Source organism: Roseateles terrae, assembly GCF_014192155.1.
GTDB lineage: Bacteria > Pseudomonadota > Gammaproteobacteria > Burkholderiales > Burkholderiaceae_C > Roseateles > Roseateles terrae.
Window position 1 is genome coordinate 63614 of the sequence record NZ_JACHXO010000011.1, and the last position, 17014, is coordinate 80627.

General features: G+C 68.6%; 11 protein-coding genes and 2 pseudogenes. 7 read left to right on the forward strand and 6 right to left on the reverse strand.

Features of this window, described 5'->3' with window-relative positions; translation table 11 throughout:
* The first annotated feature begins 5 nt into the window (after window positions 1-5).
* From FHS28_RS23165 to FHS28_RS24815, 4 genes are all read left to right on the forward strand, one after another.
* Window positions 6-458 carry a MerR family transcriptional regulator gene (locus FHS28_RS23165; protein ID WP_375140800.1) on the forward strand — a complete coding sequence of 151 codons (453 nt, stop codon included), beginning with the start codon at window positions 6-8 and terminating at the stop codon, window positions 456-458.
* Window positions 459-506: 48 nt separating this feature from the next.
* Window positions 507-887, forward strand: a complete 381-nt coding sequence (speD, locus tag FHS28_RS23170) for an adenosylmethionine decarboxylase (RefSeq protein ID WP_088454432.1) — start codon at window positions 507-509, stop codon at window positions 885-887.
* Window positions 888-1139: 252 nt separating this feature from the next.
* Window positions 1140-2291, forward strand: coding sequence for a DUF898 family protein (locus tag FHS28_RS23175; RefSeq protein WP_088454431.1), 1152 nt, complete (start codon window positions 1140-1142; stop codon window positions 2289-2291).
* A complete protein-coding gene (locus FHS28_RS24815) occupies window positions 2288-2887 on the forward strand; it encodes a DUF7092 domain-containing protein (RefSeq protein ID WP_445677843.1) in 600 nt (199 codons plus the stop codon). Before FHS28_RS23175 ends, FHS28_RS24815 begins: the two co-directional genes overlap by 4 nt.
* A gap of 41 nt (window positions 2888-2928) precedes the next feature.
* On the opposite strand, the pseudogene FHS28_RS23180 reads toward FHS28_RS24815, so the two are convergent.
* Together FHS28_RS23180 and FHS28_RS23185 are read right to left on the reverse strand one after the other, a co-directional pair.
* Window positions 2929-6312 (reverse strand): annotated as a pseudogene (locus tag FHS28_RS23180) (S9 family peptidase); the annotation flags it as partial.
* 314 nt (window positions 6313-6626) lie between these two features.
* Window positions 6627-7313 (reverse strand): alpha/beta hydrolase, encoded by a 687-nt coding sequence (locus FHS28_RS23185; protein WP_088454428.1) that lies wholly within the window; start codon window positions 7311-7313, stop codon window positions 6627-6629.
* A gap of 234 nt (window positions 7314-7547) precedes the next feature.
* Here FHS28_RS23185 and FHS28_RS23190 point away from each other — a divergent pair, with 234 nt between their 5' ends.
* Window positions 7548-7934 carry a PspC domain-containing protein gene (locus tag FHS28_RS23190; RefSeq protein ID WP_088454427.1) on the forward strand — a complete coding sequence of 129 codons (387 nt, stop codon included), beginning with the start codon at window positions 7548-7550 and terminating at the stop codon, window positions 7932-7934.
* Between the two features lie 121 nt (window positions 7935-8055).
* Here FHS28_RS23190 and FHS28_RS23195 read toward each other — a convergent pair whose 3' ends face one another.
* Window positions 8056-8691, reverse strand: a complete 636-nt coding sequence (locus tag FHS28_RS23195) for a class I SAM-dependent methyltransferase (RefSeq protein WP_184295518.1) — start codon at window positions 8689-8691, stop codon at window positions 8056-8058.
* Between the two features lie 212 nt (window positions 8692-8903).
* Between FHS28_RS23195 and FHS28_RS23200 the strand changes: the two genes are divergently transcribed.
* On the forward strand, window positions 8904-9527 hold the full coding sequence (locus tag FHS28_RS23200) for a hypothetical protein (RefSeq protein ID WP_088454425.1): 624 nt from the start codon (window positions 8904-8906) through the stop codon (window positions 9525-9527).
* 20 nt (window positions 9528-9547) lie between these two features.
* A complete protein-coding gene (locus FHS28_RS23205; RefSeq protein ID WP_088454424.1) occupies window positions 9548-11587 on the forward strand; it encodes an alkaline phosphatase in 2040 nt (679 codons plus the stop codon).
* A 124-nt stretch (window positions 11588-11711) separates the two neighbouring features.
* Here FHS28_RS23205 and FHS28_RS23210 read toward each other — a convergent pair whose 3' ends face one another.
* The 3 genes and pseudogenes from FHS28_RS23210 to FHS28_RS23220 form a co-directional block, all read right to left on the reverse strand.
* Entirely contained in the window at window positions 11712-13175 is a 1464-nt protein-coding gene (locus tag FHS28_RS23210) for an efflux transporter outer membrane subunit (RefSeq protein WP_088454423.1), read from the reverse strand.
* A 74-nt stretch (window positions 13176-13249) separates the two neighbouring features.
* A pseudogene (locus tag FHS28_RS23215) lies at window positions 13250-14494 on the reverse strand (HlyD family secretion protein); the annotation flags it as partial.
* 458 nt (window positions 14495-14952) lie between these two features.
* Window positions 14953-16797 (reverse strand): MFS transporter, encoded by a 1845-nt coding sequence (locus tag FHS28_RS23220; RefSeq protein WP_184295521.1) that lies wholly within the window; start codon window positions 16795-16797, stop codon window positions 14953-14955.
* Window positions 16798-17014 lie beyond the last annotated feature (217 nt).

The following is a 17014-nucleotide window of genomic DNA, read 5'->3' on the forward strand; positions in this document are numbered from 1 at the left end:
ACCCGCTGGAGGGTGTGCTCTCCGCGCCGGACAGCGACGACGGCCTGCCCGAGGTCCATCTGGGCGCCGGTCCGCTCTTCACCATCACCGAGCTGGCGACGGAATTCGACATCACCCCCCGGGCCATCCGCTTCTATGAAGACATGGGCCTGCTCACCCCGGCGCGCGCCGGCCGCAACCGCGTCTACACCCAGCGGGACCGCACCCGGCTCAAGCTCACCCTGCGGGGCAAGCGACTGGGCCTCTCCCTGCAGGACGTCAAACAGCTCGTGGACATGTACGACAGCCAGTCCGACACCGTGCCGCAATTGCGCGCCTTCCTTTCCGTGCTCGACCAGCACCGCCGTCAGCTGCGCCAGCAGCTCAGCGACATCGAAGTGACTCTGGCCGAGATCAGCCAGCATGAAGAGCGCTGCCTTGCGCTGCTGGCTGAAGCGGGACATCCTGCCGAACGCTGAGGCCGGGCCGCATCGCCATCGTCCCGAGCGGTCCTACACTGCCCGTTCATGAATGGACTGCATCTCACCGCCGACCTCAGCGGCTGCGCCGACCTGGCGTTGCTGGTGGACCGAACCGCCTTGGCGGCGCATTGCCGCCGCATTACCGAAGCGGCCGGCCTCACCGTGGTGGGTGAGCACTGGCACCAATTTCCCCACGGCGCCGACGGCCAACCCGGCGGCCTCACCGGCATGCTGCTGCTGGCGGAATCGCATGTGGCGCTGCATACGTGGCCCGAACTGGCAGCCGTCACGCTGGACGTCTATGTCTGCAACTACGGCAGCGACAACAGCGCCAAGGCCCGCGCCTTGATGGACGGCCTCGTCACCCAGTTCCAAGCGCGCAGCGCGGATCTGCAGTCGCTGCAACGGGGACGACGGCCCCTCTGATTCAAGCCCGCTGGTCCGCCAGGTGGCCGGTGTGTGCCGAAATCAACGAATCCGCGCATTCCGTCATGTACGTAGCGCTACCACCCGGGTTTCCACTCCCCTGAGCCGCGCACACCTGCGCGGCCGCTCTCCTAGACTTTGCGCCATTGCCCGCGAAGACGGGATCAGGGGAGTGAAGTGGAACAGAGCAACACCCGCCAGTGGGAGGCCGGGTGGCGGCCGTGGCCGTCGTCCGGAACCGCAAGACCTGACATGACCTTCAGCGCTCGAGCCGGAGCTTCCGGGTCGTCGGCCGTGCCTGCGTCTGCCCTCCGCATGGAGCAGAGCGAGGCGCAGGACGAGGACTTCGTCAGCACCCTGCCTTCCGATCTTTTCGATGAGGACGATGTCGACATCGTGCTGTCGGCGGAAGCGTCGCCGGCGCGCACTGCCGGTCCGTCGCGGCTGGATGCGATCGTGGCGTGGAGCCATGGGCAGATGCACGGTCGGCGCCTTGACGGCGGCGGTCGCGGCGAGCGCGGTGAGCCACCCTCTCTGATGAGCGGGACTCGATTCGACGTCTCTGCACATGCTGCCGACGGGCGCGCTTCTTCATTCGTCTCGGCATCGGCGGCATCCGCATCAACATCTGCATCTGCATCTGCATCCGCATCCGCATCCGCAGCGTCACGTGCCTCCGAGATGGCCGCGTGGACCGAAGGTCCCGCCCCTCGTCTGCGCTTCACCGGCACCGGCAGCGAATACTTCCGCATCTGGATCGTCCAGCTGATGCTGAGCGTGGCCACCCTCGGCCTGTATACCGCCTGGGCGCAGCGCCGCCACCTGCAGTGGTGGGCCCGTCACACCCTGCTGGACGGCGATCCCTTTGACTTTCACGGTGCGCCGCGCCGAATGCTGGCTCATCGCCTGATGGGTCTGGTGCTGGTGGTTGGCGTGTGGCTCTCGCTGCTGCAGCCGTTCTGGACCGGCGCGGCGATGCTTGGCGTGATGATGCTGGGCGCTGCCGCACTGTCGATTCGCATCCGTCGCTTCCGGCTGCACCACCTGAGCTGGCGCGGCCTGCGCCTGGGGCAGCGTCTGAGCGACGCGCCGCGAGCCGTCACCGCGCTGCCGCCGGTGCTGACGGGGCGTCCGCTGCTGCGTCTCACGCTTGCCACCCCGGTGCGCCGCCATGGCCCGTCTCCGTCCGTCCGTCTGTTGATCAGCCATGGCTGGCTGCTCCCGCTGACCTTCGGTCTGTACTGGCCCTTCCTGGCGGTGCGTCTGGCCCGGTTGCGTCTGGACGCGATGAGCGCCCGCGCGGACGACCTGCGGGCCGCGCTCGACACCCCCGCCCTGTCCAACGCCGACGCATCGGGTGCCACCGGCCGCGCCCTGGGCCTGGACATGGGCTGGTCGCGGTGACCGACGTCTATTCCACCAACGCGCGCTGGTTCAATGGCCGCGACCCGCGGCCACGCATGGCCCTGGTGCGCATCCATGGTCAGCACCTCGAACTCGTGCCGCATTCCAGTGAGTCCTCCGCTGGCTGGCCGCGCGGCGTGGCGGGCGACGATGCGGCGTTCGAGTGGCAAGGCTCGTCCCGCCGCTACGCCCGCAAACTGCTGAAGGTCGGCGAGCGCTGGCGCGGCACGCCGGTGCCGGTGCAGCTGCCCGACGGCGGCACGGTCCTGCTCAGCGCGGACAGTGCCGTGGCCAAGGCCCTGGCGTCGCAGGGCCTGGCCACGCGGCTGATGGGCAGCTGGACCGGCGTGGCCGCCAGTCTCGCGCTGCTGCTGACACTGCTGATCGGCGCCAGCGTGCTGGTCAACGCTTACGGACGGACCGCCTGGGACGCCTGGCTCGGGGTCTTCGCCGCGGCGGAGGCTGCGCTGCCCGCGCCTGCAGCGGCCGCCGCACCGGCCGAACCTGCCGGGTTCGCCACAGGCTCACCCGCCGCCTTCGGCTTGAACAGCCCCATCACATCGCGCTTGCCGCGCTCCAGATACGGCACCGGCTGATCCATCCACGCCGGCCGCGGCGCGTTCAGCAGGTAGTGGTCGAAGAACTCTCCCATGTGCACGGTGAAGTGCTTCATGTGGTCGCGGTCCTTCAGGCCGTGTTTCTCGCCGTTGTAGTTGAACCAGTAGGCTTCCTTGCCGAGGCGGCGCAGCGCGGTGAAGAACTCGATGCCCTGGTACCAGGGCACCGCATCGTCATCGTCGTTGTGGATGGTCAGATAGGGCGTCTGCACCTTGTGCACGTTGAAGATGGGCGAGTTCTCCATGTACAGGTCTGGCCGCTCCCAGGGCGTGGCGCCGATGCGGCTCTGGCCGTGCTCATACTGGAACGCCCGGCTGATGCCCGCGCCCCAGCGGATGCCGCCATAGCCGCTGATCATGTTGGCCATCGATGCCCCGGCCTCGGCGGCGCGGAACATCGTGGTGTGGGTGATCAGGTAGTTGATCTGATAGGCGCCCCAGCTGTGCCCCTGGATGCCGATACGCTTTGGATCGACAAAGCCCTTGGCCACGACCTGGCGGATCGCCGGCAGCACCGTGTTCATCGCACTCCGGCCGGGATGGCCGGTGGTGTAGACGATGTCCGGCCGCAGCACGATGTAGCCGTTGCTCACGTAGCGCGTCACATTGATGTTCTGCGCGGGCGCGGGCGGTACATAGCGGTAGCGGTTGTCCGTCATCTTTTCGTAGATGTAGACCATCAGCGGATACTTCTTCGACGGGTCGAAGTTGTCCGGCTTGGTCAGCAGGGCACGCAGCTTGCGGCCGTCCGCGGCGGTGTAGTCGATCTGCTCCTGCGTGCCCCAGATGAATTGCGATTGCTGGGGATTGGCCTGGCTGATGCGCGCCGGCTGGCGCAGGTCCAGCGACGAGGTCCACAGGTCCGGAAATTCGCTGAAGGTCTGCTGGGTGAAGACAATGCGGTCAGCGGACTTGGCCTTGATCAGGCCGCCGATCATCTTCTGGTCCTGGATCAGCACCGTCGGCTGTCCGCCGGTGGAGGGCACACGATAGAAGCCGCTGTCGCGGGTGCGGTCGTTGGTGCCGGCGAGGGTCCAGGCGCCAGTGTCCAGCGGACGCTTGTCCGCATCTTCCGGATCCAGCGCCACCAGGCGCAGCTGCACCTGCTGGCGGCGACCCCAACCCTGGGTGAGGTGGGTGGCCTGCAGGGTGTCCGGCTGCACCTGCCACAGGTCGTAGCGGTCGTAGAGCACGACGCTGCGATCGCCCTCGGTCCAGCCGGCCATGCCGTAGGACTCGGGCAGATCGGGCACGTCGCGTTCATCGTTGTCGAAGCGGGTCGGCAGTCGGGCGGTGAGCACACGCGCCGCGCCGGTATCGGTCCGCCACGCCGTCCAGCGGCGCTGGGCAGCCTCGAAGCCCAGGATGTAGCGGCCGGCCGGGGACAAGGTCGGCACCTGGCGCTGCTGGCGCGCCACCAGACGGGCGTCGCCGGTGCGCAGGTTCACCGCGTAGGCATCGGTGAATTCGCCGTCCCACGAGCGCAGCGGGCGGTAGGGCAGGTCGCTCAGGCCCAGCGCGAAGTCGGCGTTTTCGTTGACCTGCACGGTGGGCAGATCCAGGCGGGCCAGCTGCACGAAGCGGGCTTGATCCACCGAGGACGCCAGATGCACCACGGCGCGATAGCTGCGCTGCTTCTCCCGTTCGGCCTTCGCCTTCTGAGCGGACTGCAGTTCGGGATCCTTCCAGTGCCACAGGTCGACCTTGACCGGCTCGGGCGCATCGGCGGGTTCGGCCTTGGGCGTCTCGGCGGTGCCGAGGAACAGGCGTTGGCCGTCCTTGCTGAAACTCAGCGAGGCGAATTCACTCGGGCTCCAGCCGGCGGGCATGCCGGGCGTGGCCGAGGTGACCAGCGGCTGAGCGCTGGCAGCGGCGACCTCGGTGGAGACACCCCCGGGGCCGCCACTGCGCCAGAGGTAGAGCTTGTAAGGCGTGGGGGCGGGCTTGTCGGCAGCCTTGTCTGCTGGCGGCTCGCCGGGATTGGCTGCGGCGCGGGGGGCCGACGCGTCCGCGCCGGACGCCTTCGCTTCACCAGCCTTGGCGGCTGCACGGTCTGCGATCGCATCGCGGTTGCTCACGAAAGCCAGTTGCTCGCCCTGCGCGTCAAACTTCAGCTGGCGATAGCTGCCAGCGCCGCGAAGAACGGGGGAGCTGTGGTCGAGATGGGCGGGGTCCAGCAAATAGACCCCTTCGCGCGCGGCGGCGGCGTCGGCCATCAAAGGCACGACGGAGCCGGATACGCGCGTGGGAGCAGACGAGGATGCGGCCTCGCTCGACAGGGCGGCTGCGGAAGCAGCGCTCGATGCGAGGGATGCATTGGATGCTGCTGCTGATGCTGATGCGGGCGCAGACACGTCTGCCGTCTTGCGCTTGGCGGGCGATGTTTCCTTCACCGACACGACATACGCCAACCGACGTCCATCGTCCGTCCACACGAAGTCGGACACCTCCCTGATCGCTGACCGGGTGCCGCTCACGACATCCAGCAGGATCAGCTCGGTGCCTGGGGTCTTCTTGGTGGCCGCCACGGCGGCAGCTTCAGGATTGGCTTCCTGGTCGGCAGTGGTGGCGTCGCGCCAGCCAAGGCCAGGGTCCGCGCGATCGTCGAAGGGGGCAGAACCGAGATCATCGGCATTCGTCAGGTCCGCATCCGCCGCAGCCCCCTTGGCGCCATCGCCGTCCTTGCCTGCGTCCTTCTTCGCTGGCGTCGGCTCCAGCAACAGGGCCAGCGTACTGCCGCCGTCCTTCGGCCAGGCGAAGCGTTTCACCCGCTCGATGACTTCGACGCTGCCGCTGGTGAGGTCCATCACGGCGGCGCCGGCCTTGGGCGCGTCATCGCCTTTTTTCTTGTCCTTCTTCGCCTGACCCAGCACCGCGCGCGTGGGCTGCACCGCAAATGCGACGTAGCGGCCATCTGCACTGAAGATCGGCGCCGTGCCGCGCGGCGAGCGCCACTCGCGACCGTCCGTCAGATGGCGCACGACCAGTTCTCCATCCGCTTCCTGCGCCACCAGGGCGTAGGCCACCCACTGACCGTCGCGGCTCAGCTGGGTGCCCTGGATGCTGCGCCAGTTGGCGTAGACGTCATAGGTCAGCGGACGCCTGGCGTCAGTTGGTTGGACGGCAGCGGCGACTGGTGTCAATGCCGCGACCGAGGCCGGCACGGCAGATGCCGCGGACCCGGACGTGGGCGTGGCCGCGGGCAGCGCGGTGCTGGCCTTCGCCTTTGCATCCGGTGTCGCGGCCTGCAGGACCGCAGGCAGACCGGACAAGGCCAGCGACACCATCAGCGGCCACGCCAGCATCGGCTGCCGGTGCGAAGGCACCGCAGCCGAACCTGCGGAAGTTGCGGAAGTGGTGAACGCCGACGAATGGGCACGGAGGGAACGATGCGGAGAAGTCATGAGCCGGTGTTGAAAGCCGGACGGGGTCCGGCGAGGCAGGGATGGCGGGTTATAACAACCGCCACGCCCGCCGGAACAAAGACATTCCCGAAGCCCCGTTCAGGCCGGGTCGATTGGCGGAACGGGCGTGCGCATGGCGCCGAAGAACGCACTGGCTGGTATGGAGTGCCAAACCTTCAGTCTGAGCGCATGCCGCGCGTGGAGAGCGAGACGTGAAGAGCAAAGAGCAAAGAGCGAAGAGCTAAAACCGATCAGCCACCGTCGCGCATCGACAAGCGATCACCGACCCTCGACCTGCGGCAAGCTACAAGCGCTCAGCCGATCTTCACCAGCAGCTCACACAGCCACTGCGTCAGGTCGCCGACCTCTTCCTGGCAGACCTCATGCCCCATCGGATAGGTATGCCAGCTCACCGGCTGATGGAGCCGCTGCAGTTCCGCCAGTGAGGCGAGCGCGCGGGTGGGCGGCACCACCGGATCATGATCTCCGTGCGCCAGAAACACCGGCGTGTTCGCATTGGCCACGTGGCGTTCGGCTTCAGTGCTGTCCAGCATCGGCAGATAACCACTCAGTCCCACCAGCCCCGCCAGCGGGCGCGCATGGCGCAGCCCTGTCAGCAGCGTCATGGCGCAGCCTTGCGAGAACCCGGCCAGCACCACCCGCTCCGGCGGAATGCCGTGCTCCTGCTCCTCGCGTTGAATCAGCTCCTCGATCAGCGCCTGAGACTGCCGCAGCCCTTCGGCATCCTCCCGCTGACGCAGGTCGCCGTGGCGGATGTCGTACCAGGCCGGCATGGCCATGCCGTTGTTGATCGTCACCGGAATCACTGGCGCATCGGGCAGCACAAAGCGCAGGCCGCCCACCCGCTCCACCACGGGGCGCAGGTCCAGGGCCTGGCACAGCGGGGCCAGGTCATCCGAGGAAGAGCCCAGCCCGTGCATCACGATGATGCTGAAGCGAGGTGTCTCGCGGGTTTGCATGTCGAGGGTTTGCAAGGTCATACCCCCATGCTAGTGCAAGTGCAGAGGCCACCGTGGCGCCACGAAGTCCCGAAGCCGTGAAGCCGCGAGCCGCGAAGCCGTTTCGGGGGCCGCCATCGGCACTGTGTCGCCAGGGATGGCAGTTGATCGCAATCCGCTCGAAGATTTGGCCCATCCCGATAGTCTGCGAAGCATGCAAGCCATGAACGGAATACTCTCCATCCCGGAGGTGTCCGCAGCCAGAAGGAGCCCATCATGTCTGCCAGCGAAGAACTCCAGCGACTCGCCGACCTGCATCAGCGCGGCGTCCTCAGCGATGAGGAATTCGCCCGTGCCAAGGCCCGGGTGCTGGGGGACGACGAACGCTTTGCCGGTCCTGGCGGCGCCGGTGACTGGACGTCCGCCAGCGGGCCCCGCATGAGCGCCGGCACCAGCCCGCGCGCACCGGCCGTGGACGCCATCAACGCACTGCGCCGCAGCCGCGACGACCGCTGGCTGGGCGGCGTCTGCGGCGGCATCGGGCGCCTCAGCGGCCTGCCGTCCTGGTTCTGGCGCATCGTGTTCGTGCTGCTGGTGGCCTGCGCCGGAAGCGGCTTCCTGCTCTACCTGCTGCTCTGGATCTTCGTGCCGCTGGAAGATTGAGCGCCGCTGCCCCGCTGCACGTGCCGCAGCGCGGCGCGCCGATGCACGGGCTGGCGGCGCTGCATTGCCGCCTCCCTGCGTGGCTGTGCCGCTCCGCCACGTCGCACAGCGCTGAGCTTCGCTACACCCGGCCCGTCAGCAGATAGGCTGACTCCAGCCAGCGTCGCTCCACCTCGGCGCTGGCCAGTCGCGGTGGCAGGTCGTGCCAGGGCGCATCCAGCCGCTGCGGACTTGCGATCGAATGCGTCGCGGCGCCCCAGACGAACAGGTTGCTCAGCGGCCACCACGGCGACGCCCACACCAGCCCCGCGGCCACCACCCGGGCACCCGGTTTGAGCGCGCGGAACACCCGGTCCAGTCCCCGCGGTTGCTGCAGGGCATCATGGGTGAAGAAGAACAGGGCGGCATCGGCGCTGGCGACGGGCAGCAGCGACTCCAGCGCGGCGTCTTCCACGGCGCAGTCCAGCAGGTCCACCGGCGTGCGCCAGGGGCCGGCCTCGATCCGGCGCCTGGCCTGCGCCATCATCGCCTCACACGGCTCGACGCCGATGATGCGGCCGCTGTCACCGACCGCCTGCGCCAGGCCCGGCAGGCTCAGACCGGTGCCGGTGCCGATGTCGAGCACCGTCTCACCGGGCGACAGCGCCAGTGCATGAATGGCTTCCTCGCGCAGCGGTGCGACGGGCATCAGCTCATAGTCATACACGGCAGCACGACGGGTGTACAAAGCCTGCAGCCGCTGCGTCGTCAAGCTCATGGCGTTCCCTGAGGCCTCACGGCCGGATGACTGCGAATAACCGCGCAGCATCGGTGACATCACCCAAGCTTCGCGGTGCGCGCGGGTCCCGTCAAGCCATGCGGCGCCATCAGGGCCGACAGAATTTCCCGGGGGCGATACCGTACGTGTCACGGACCTGTCACAGCCCGCCGGAAGAATCCGCGCGCATGTGTGCCAACCGCTCCAGGGGCATGAAGCTTGCCCCGCTCCGTCCCTTCCTCCATCCCCGCCTGCTGGCGGCCCTCCCGGCGCTGATGCTGGCCGCAGGCCTGCAGGCCTCACCGGCGTCCGAGGCAGCTCCGCTCGCTGCGGTGGCCGCGCCACTGGACATCAAGTTCTCCCAGTTTTTCCGCCAGCCCATCGGTGATCGCGGCCTGGTGCTCTCCGACGCCCTGCGGGCGGCCGATGGCCGCGAGGTGCGTCTGGTGGGCTACATGGTGGCGCAGGAGCAGCCGCAGCCCGGACGCTTCTGGCTGACGCCGCGCCCGGTGCGCATGAGCGAGCATGCGGACGGCGAGGCCGACGACCTCCCACCGGCCACCGTCACCGTGCGGCTGGACCCTTCCCAGCAGGACCGCCTCATTCCCCATCAAGACGGCCTGCTGGTGCTGACTGGCCGCCTCCGGGTGGGCCGCGTCGAGGACGAGACCGGACGTGTGTCCTGGGTCCGTCTGGAACTGTCGCCTGACGCGCTCGCGGCTCAACCCGGCGCGCCGGCGGCGGCCCATGGTCACGCCTATGCGGCACCGACACCCGCACCGGCAACCGGGATCGCGCCCACACCCGCACCCGCCGCGCTCCCTCCCACCCATTGAGTCATCCACCTCCAGGCCTCATGACCTCCAAACCTCTGCCATCGCTGCTGATCCTTGCCAGCGCCCTCCTTGCCGCAACGGCCGCCCCGGCGGCGCCCACGGTGACCCGCCTCACGCCCCCCAGCGAGCTGTTCGCCAGCGGCCAGCCGGAGCCGGTGATTGCCCGCTTCCTGCCGGGCCAGCGCTTTGATCTGCAGGCGACGGTGAAGCCCGACGCCGGTCAGCGCATCACCGCGGCCCGCTTCTTCATCGACGGGAAGCCGGTGACGGGCAACGTGGCGCTGCGGGACTGCGCCAGCGGCTGCGTCAAGGGACTCGCCGCCGAAACCGCCATCGCCACCGTCCGTGCGGTGAGCCTGGACAAGCCGGGCCGCCACGAGCTGCGCATCGAAGCCACGCAGGCCGACGGTCAGACCGCCACCGCCCGTGGCAACTTCGACGTGGTGCCGTTCGCCGCCGCCATGGGCCCGAAGGTCAAGAATGTGATCATCCTGCTGGGCGACGGCATGGGCGCAGCCCAGCGCACGGCGGCCCGCATCGTCAAGGGCGGTTATGCCCAGGGCAAGGTCGTCACGCCGCTGGCGATGGACAGCTTCCCGGCCACCGCGCTGGTGAAGACCGCGTCGCTCAATTCGGTGGTCACCGACTCCTCGCCGGGCATGACCTCCTATGTGTCGGGCAACAAGAACAACAACAATGAAGAAGGTGTGTTCCCCGACGACACACTCGATGCCTTCGACAATCCCCGCATCGAATACCTCTCCGAATACCTGCATCGCACCGAAGGCAAGGCGCTGGGCATCGTCACCACGGCGGACGTGTTCGACGCCACCCCCGCCGGCAATGCGGTGCACACCAGCAATCGCGGCGCCGGGACCGGCATCGTGGACCAGTTCTTCGACGACCGCGAGCGCACCGGCCTGACGGTGCTGCTGGGCGGCGGCCGCAAGTGGTTCCTGCCGGCCGGCACGCCGGGTTCGGAGCGCGCCGAGTCAAACGACTACGCGTTCTCCAGCACCGATGCGCACACCGCCGACATCGTCAGGCGCTGGGGCGTCGCCCCGGGGGCCAAGGACAAGGACCGCGACCTGATCAAGGACTTCCAGTCCGCCGGTTACCGCTACGCCCCCACGCGCACGGAGCTGATGGCGGCCGATGGCGCCGACAAGCTGCTGGGTCTGTTCTCTTTCTCCAACATGAATGTGGCGCTGGACAAGATCGACGGCCGTCGCGGCGCGAAGAAGGGGCTGAGCGGCACGGTGGTGGACGACTACGGCTTCCCGGACCAGCCGATGCTCGACGAAATGGCGCGCGCCGCCCTGAACACGCTCAAGAAGCAGCCCAAGGGCTTTGTGCTCATGATTGAAGGCGCGTCCATCGACAAGCAGGCGCACAACATGGACACCGAGCGCTGGATGCTGGACACGATCGAGTTCGACCGTGCGGTGCAGGTGGCGCAGGACTTCGCCCGCGAGAATGGCGACACGCTGGTCATCGTGACGGCGGACCATGAATGCTCTGGCGCCGCCCTGATCGGCGGCTCGATGCTGACCGACAAGGCGCTGCAGGAGGCCATTCAGAAGAAGGGCGCGGCCCACCTGCGCGACAAGGTGGTGGGCGTTTATGAGAAGGCCGGCTTCCCACGCTATCGCCTCGCGGCCGACGGCTATCCGGAAGCGACGGACATCGACTACCGCCTGCTGGTGGGTTACGGCGCCAACGCGGACCGCTATGAAGACTGGCGCACCAACAACACGCCGCTGCGCGATTCACAGCAGCCGATGGCCAAGACCGAGCCGCTGAAGTGGTACCCGCCGGCACCGCTGGAGCGTGACGATGCGCTGGGCGACTTCCTGGTGACGGGCCAGGTGCCCGGCGAGTCCGCAGTGCACACGGCCACCGACATTCCGCTGTCGGCCTTCGGCCCGGGCGCGCTGGCGTTCACTGGCGTGATCGACAACACCGACGTGTTCTTCAAGCTGGCTCAGGCGGCGGTGAAGGGGACCACGGCACCGGCCGATACGACGGGGGCCAGGCGGCCGGCCAAGGCGCGTCGCTGAGTCGGCTGAGGCGGCTGAGGCGGCTGAGCGGCTGGGGCGCTGAGCCCTCGGGCCACTCAGGCCACTCAGGCCACTCAGGCCGCTGAGACGTCTGCGGCGCCAAGGCCCTCGGCGCCTACTGTGGTCACGGCGCTGGCCCACCCAGTGCGCGGATCAGTGCGATGCGGTTCTCCAGCTCGGTCTGCTGCAGGCGGATCAGGTCGTTGTCCTGCGCATAAAGATTGCGCTGCGCGTCCAGCTCCTCCAGATAGCCCGCATAACCGGCTTCGTACCGGTCGTGGGCATATTGCAGCGACCGGGCCAGCACGTCCCGGCGCTGCAGTGCAAAGCGGCGCTGCTCGGCGAGTCGGTCGATCCCTGCGAGCGCGTTTTCAACTTCCGAGAAGGCGTTCAGCACCCGGGCCCGGTAGGTGAAGGCGGCTTGGTCACGCTGCGCCGCTGCAATGTCGAACTGGGAGCGCAGGCGCCCGGAATCGAACAGCGGCGCCAGCACGCTCGCGCCGACCGACCACACGCGGATCGGGTCGTAGTCCAGCGCGTTCACATACAGCCGACCGGCGGATGCGCTCAGCGACACCTGTGGCAGGAAGGCCTGCCGTCGAGCGGCGAGCGTGGCATCGGTGGCGGCCAGCTGGCGCGCTGCCTGGACGATGTCGGGGCGTCGCTCCAGCAAGGCCGAAGGTACGGCGGCCGGCGGGGCAGGCAAGGCCAGCCGGTCGAAGGCCACGCCGCGGGGCTGCTCGGTGCCGCTGTCTCCGGTCAGCAGCGCCAGCGCTTGCTCCTGGCGGCGGATGGCCAGCTCCTGCTGCGGAATCGCCTGGGCCACCGACGCGTATTCCGCCTGCGCTTGCGTCAGCTGCAACTGCGAGATGTAGCCGACCCGCGCCTGATCCTCGGCGAGGCGCAGCGCTTCCTGCCGTGAAGCCAGCGTGGCGCGGGACAGGGCCAGCTGCGCATCGAGCGCCAGCAGCGCCACATAGGACTGCACCGTGGTGGCGGAGATGCTGAGCGCCGCGCCGCGCTGGTCGGCCTCGCTGGCCTGCAGGCGAAGGGCGGAGGCGCGTGTCAGGTCTCCATTGCGACCCCACAGGTCCAGCTCCCAGCTGGCGGCGATGGCCGGCTGGATCACGCGGCTGTTGGAAACGCCCGAGGATTGCAGGGATCGGGTGGCCTGGTACGGCACCTGAAGATTGACGGTCGGGCCTTCTGTGGCGCGACTGGCGGCCAGGGTGGCACGGGCTTCCTCCAGCCGTGCGCCGGCCAGCAGCAGGTCGCTGTTGTGGGCCAGCGCGCGGGCGACGAGGTCGTTCAGAACCGGATCACCAAAGACGTTCCACCAGGGAGCGACCAACGCACCATCGGTCGCCGTATCGGAGAGTGTCCCGGCGGGTGGGCCAGCGGTTGGGGTCACGGGATCGCTGGGGAGGGTGGGGGATCCGTTCCGCCATTGATCGGGCACCGTGACGCGGGCCGAGTCTGGTAGCGGCGGCAGGGTCGGGGCGCAGGCGGTGAGCAGGCCCAGCATCGCCAGCGACGCGCCGGTTCGTGCGCGCGTCTGCGGCCACCGCCCTTGGATGCAGCGGTTCATCGTGACGCTCCGGGAGTGGAGTCACCATGCGCTGCCGGGCGGGCGTCGCCAGTCGCCGGGTGGCTCGCCGCATTGGGCGAGGCTTTCGGCGCCGCGGTTGGCGCCGCGGTTGGCGCCGCAGTCGGCGTCGCACTGGGTGCCGCAGGACCCGCAGCGCCATTCACGGACCCGCTTGCCGCCGTGTCCACGCTGACCACCACCGACATCCCGGGCCGCAAGCGCGCGGTCATCACCTGGTCGGGGTCCAGCGCGATCCGCACCGGCAGCCGCTGCACCACTTTTGTGAAGTTGCCGGTGGCGTTGTCGGCCTTCAGCACACTGAACTCCGAGCCTGTGGCGGGTGCGATCTGCTGCACACGTCCGGTGAACTTCACGCCCTTGAGCGCATCCGCCTTCAAGCTGACGGGCTGCCCCACATCCATGCGCCCGGTCTGGGTTTCCTTGAAATTGGCGACGACCCAGAACTGCTTCGGCACCAGAAAGAGCAACTGTGATCCGGCGGACACGTATTGCCCCAACCGCACCGACACCTCGCTCACCTGGCCACTGGCAGGCGCCTTCACCACCGTGTTGGCCAGATTGATGCGCGCCTGTGCCAGCTGGGCGTCGGCCGCTTCCACCTGCGCCCGCAGACCGGCGCGGCCGACCGTGGTGGCCTTGACCCGTTCTTCGCCGATGCGGATGTCGGCCCTGGCCTTTTCCACATTGACCTGCGCGAGTCGATGGCTGCTGCGCACCCGGTCGCGCTCATTCAGCGAGACCGATCCGCGCTGGGCCAGTGCTTCCACCCGGCCCAGCTCGGCGTCGGCGCGCGCCAGCTCGGCCTGCGCCGACGCCAGCGTCGCGCGGGAGGCGGACAGCGTCGCCTGGTTCTGCGCCTGGGTCTGGGCGAAGTTGTCGAACTGCGCCGCAGCGTTGGCGCGCTGCGCCTGCGCAAGGTCCACCGCTGCCTGATACAGCCGATCGTCGATGCGGACCAGCGGCTGGCCGGCCTGCACCTCCTCAAAGTCCTTCACCAGCACCTCCACCACATAGCCGTTCACCTGTGGCGACAACACGGTGACAGCCCCCCGCACGTAGGCGTTGTCCGTGGTCTCGACGCTGCTGTTGAACGGACCGAGTTCCCACGCCCGCAGGATGAGCACGATGCCGACCACCATCACCACCAGCATCAGCACGATGGCGGTGGTGGAGGCCTTCAGATACTTCGGAGGCGAGGCGGGTGGCGGCGCCGCTGGCGGGGACAGAGCGGGCGGAGGGGATGAAGGGGGCGGGGGCGGCAGCGGGGCGGGCGGCGAGGGGGGCGGCGTCGGCGGCATTGCGGACGTGGGGGCCGAAGGCGTCATGGCGGCGGATGGTGAGACGGTCGAGTCGACCGTGCGGAAGGGAGCGTCGGCCTCCGACGCATTCGCGACGCCCGCCGCGTCCCCGGTCGTTCCTGAAACGGACGCTGGCGAAGGTCGCGGCGTCGTGACCGACACGTCTTCGGGGGTCGTGCTGTCCGTCGGCAGCGGGATGTCGGCACTGGCGCTGTCGGCGGACGACGAGGCCAGATCCAGTGCGACGGCAGCCTGCGCGTCGCCGGTCGTGGAGGCAGTGGCACGCTCCGGCGGATAACCGGGCACGTGGCCCGACGGATGGACCGGAGCGGCGCCGGGTGTGGGGCCCGGTGTGGGGCCCGTTACCTGGCTCGAGGGCGGCGCGGTCTGCACGCTTGCGGAGGAGGTCGTCACCGGCGGAATGTCAGGGCGGCGGTCTGAGGCAGGCGGCTTGGAACTCATGCGGGTCGGCTCGGTGCAAGGGCGGAAGAAGACAGGGGCGGCGAGGGGGAGGATCCAGACGGTGGCCCTGTTGCTGCTGCATATCCCTCTGCATGTTCCTCTGCATTTCGGGCCGCCGCCGCGTCCGCGTGAGGCACCGCTCGTGCCGCTCGTGCCGCCTCACGCCGTTTCGCCCACGCGGTGCGGCCGAGCAGCGCCAGCAGCCAGACCAGGAATCCGATCGCCGTCATGGCGCTGAACATGAACACATCGTTGTAGGCCCGCACGTTGGACTCGCGCCGCGCCACCTGCGCCAGTTGCGCCGCCCCCTGTGCGGACCGCAGGACCGGGTCGCTGATGACGCCGGACAGGGCTGCCGCCTGCGCCGCAATGCGCTGCGCCACCAGCGGATCGGTCCGGTCCAGGGTGGACACCAGCGACGCCGAAAACTCATGCTCCCGGTGCAGCTGATAGGTGTTGAGCAGCGCCGACCCCATCAGTCCGCCCAGCGTCTGGGTGACCGAGAACATTACCGAAAACGTCACCATGTAGGCGGGACCGTTCTTGAGCGCCTGCCCGATGCCGATCAGCATCAGCGGCCCCATGAACATGCCGGCACCCACCGACAGCAGGAACTGGCTCAGGAAGAAATCCTGCGGCCGGTCCAGGCTGGTGCGGTGATGGTCCAGCAGCCCCGCCACCGCAAACAGCACGATGGAAAAAAGGATCTGCGGAATCAGCGTTTTGGGGGTGAAGGTGAGGGAGCAGGCCAGCATGCCGATCACCATGCCGGCCAGCACCACGGCAAACAGCGGTTGCAACTGGTCCGGCCCCATGCCCTGCGCCCGCAGGAAGTTCACTGCGCCGACCGACTGCTCGGCCGTCAGAAAGCGCAGGATCAGCGCCCCCAGCACAAAGCGCAGGGTGGCGCCATTGGCAAACCATCGCGTCTGGATCAGTGGATTGACCCGGTGGTGCTCGATGAGCACCGAGAGGGTGACCAGCACCAGCGCGCCGATCAGCAGCCAGGCCAGCCACGGGGTGTCCAGCCACCAGTGCAGGTAGCCCTGCACCAGCACCGCCACGATCATCGCGACCGCGGGTGCCATCAGGGCGAAGGTCAGGAAGTCCAGCGGTTCGAAGACCTTCATCTGTACGCCCGGCGGCAGCTTCAGCATGACCACGCTCGCGAAGGCACACAGCGCCAGGCCGGCTTCAAACAGGTAGAGGTTGTGCCAGGTGCCGCCGCCCTGGTCCAGCAGCGCGGGTGAGATCACCCAGGCCAAGGGCGCCGCCAGTTGCCCGATGCCCACGCCGATGACCAGCATCTTGCCGGTATGGGTGCGCGGCATGCTTTGCAGCATGTACAGCAGGCACAAGGTGCTGCAGGCGGCGCCGGCCAGGCCGCTTGCCGCCCGCACCATCAGCGTGGTGGCGTAGCCGCCCACCAGCAGGTGCAGCAGCGCCAGCATGGCGTAGATGCCCAGTCCCACTTCGGCAAACCATCGCATGCCGAATTGCTGGCGGCATTTGAAGACCAGCAGATTGGCCGTCACATTGACCATCACATAGGCGGCGGCCAGCCACGCGCCCTGGCTGGGGGTCAGGCCGAGCTGGCCCTGCAGCACCGGCAGGTTGGCGGTCACCAGCCCGCTGCCCAGGGCCCCGGTAATGCCCACCAGCACGGCCACCAGCGCATAAGCCACACGCCGCCAGGGCGGATGCCACGGCATGGACGGGGAGCCCGGCATCGACGGCTTTTCGTGCTCCTGCCAGTCGGGAACCGGCTTGAGCAGCTGCGGCGTCGCGGTCGGAGGCGGCGACGGGGCAGGCGGCAGTGGCGATGGGGGCGGCGCGGGCACGGAACCTCCCTGGGCAGGTCCCAGAACAAGTGCCGGGACATAGGGCAAGCGACGGGCCCATTATTCGGACGGCGGACAACTGCGGCCATCCCCCTCAACGGGTGGCTCCAGCGGATCACGTTGTGTCACGGCGCGATCGCCGCTTAACACGGACGCGGGTGGATCCGTGCGATCCATTCAGGTGCCCGTTGCACCCGCTTCGGTGCGACGTCCCCCA

Excerpts from the sequence above, each read along its gene's own strand:
- speD (WP_088454432.1), top strand. The coding sequence starts at position 507 with ATGAATGGACTGCATCTCACCGCCGACCTCAGCGGCTGCGCCGACCTG.
- FHS28_RS23175 (WP_088454431.1), top strand. The coding sequence starts at position 1,140 with ATGACCTTCAGCGCTCGAGCCGGAGCTTCCGGGTCGTCGGCCGTGCCT.
- FHS28_RS23185 (WP_088454428.1), bottom strand. The coding sequence starts at position 7,313 with ATGACCTTGCAAACCCTCGACATGCAAACCCGCGAGACACCTCGCTTC.
- FHS28_RS23190 (WP_088454427.1), top strand. The coding sequence starts at position 7,548 with ATGTCTGCCAGCGAAGAACTCCAGCGACTCGCCGACCTGCATCAGCGC.
- FHS28_RS23195 (WP_184295518.1), bottom strand. The coding sequence starts at position 8,691 with ATGAGCTTGACGACGCAGCGGCTGCAGGCTTTGTACACCCGTCGTGCT.
- FHS28_RS23200 (WP_088454425.1), top strand. The coding sequence starts at position 8,904 with ATGAAGCTTGCCCCGCTCCGTCCCTTCCTCCATCCCCGCCTGCTGGCG.
- FHS28_RS23205 (WP_088454424.1), top strand. The coding sequence starts at position 9,548 with ATGACCTCCAAACCTCTGCCATCGCTGCTGATCCTTGCCAGCGCCCTC.
- FHS28_RS23210 (WP_088454423.1), bottom strand. The coding sequence starts at position 13,175 with ATGAACCGCTGCATCCAAGGGCGGTGGCCGCAGACGCGCGCACGAACC.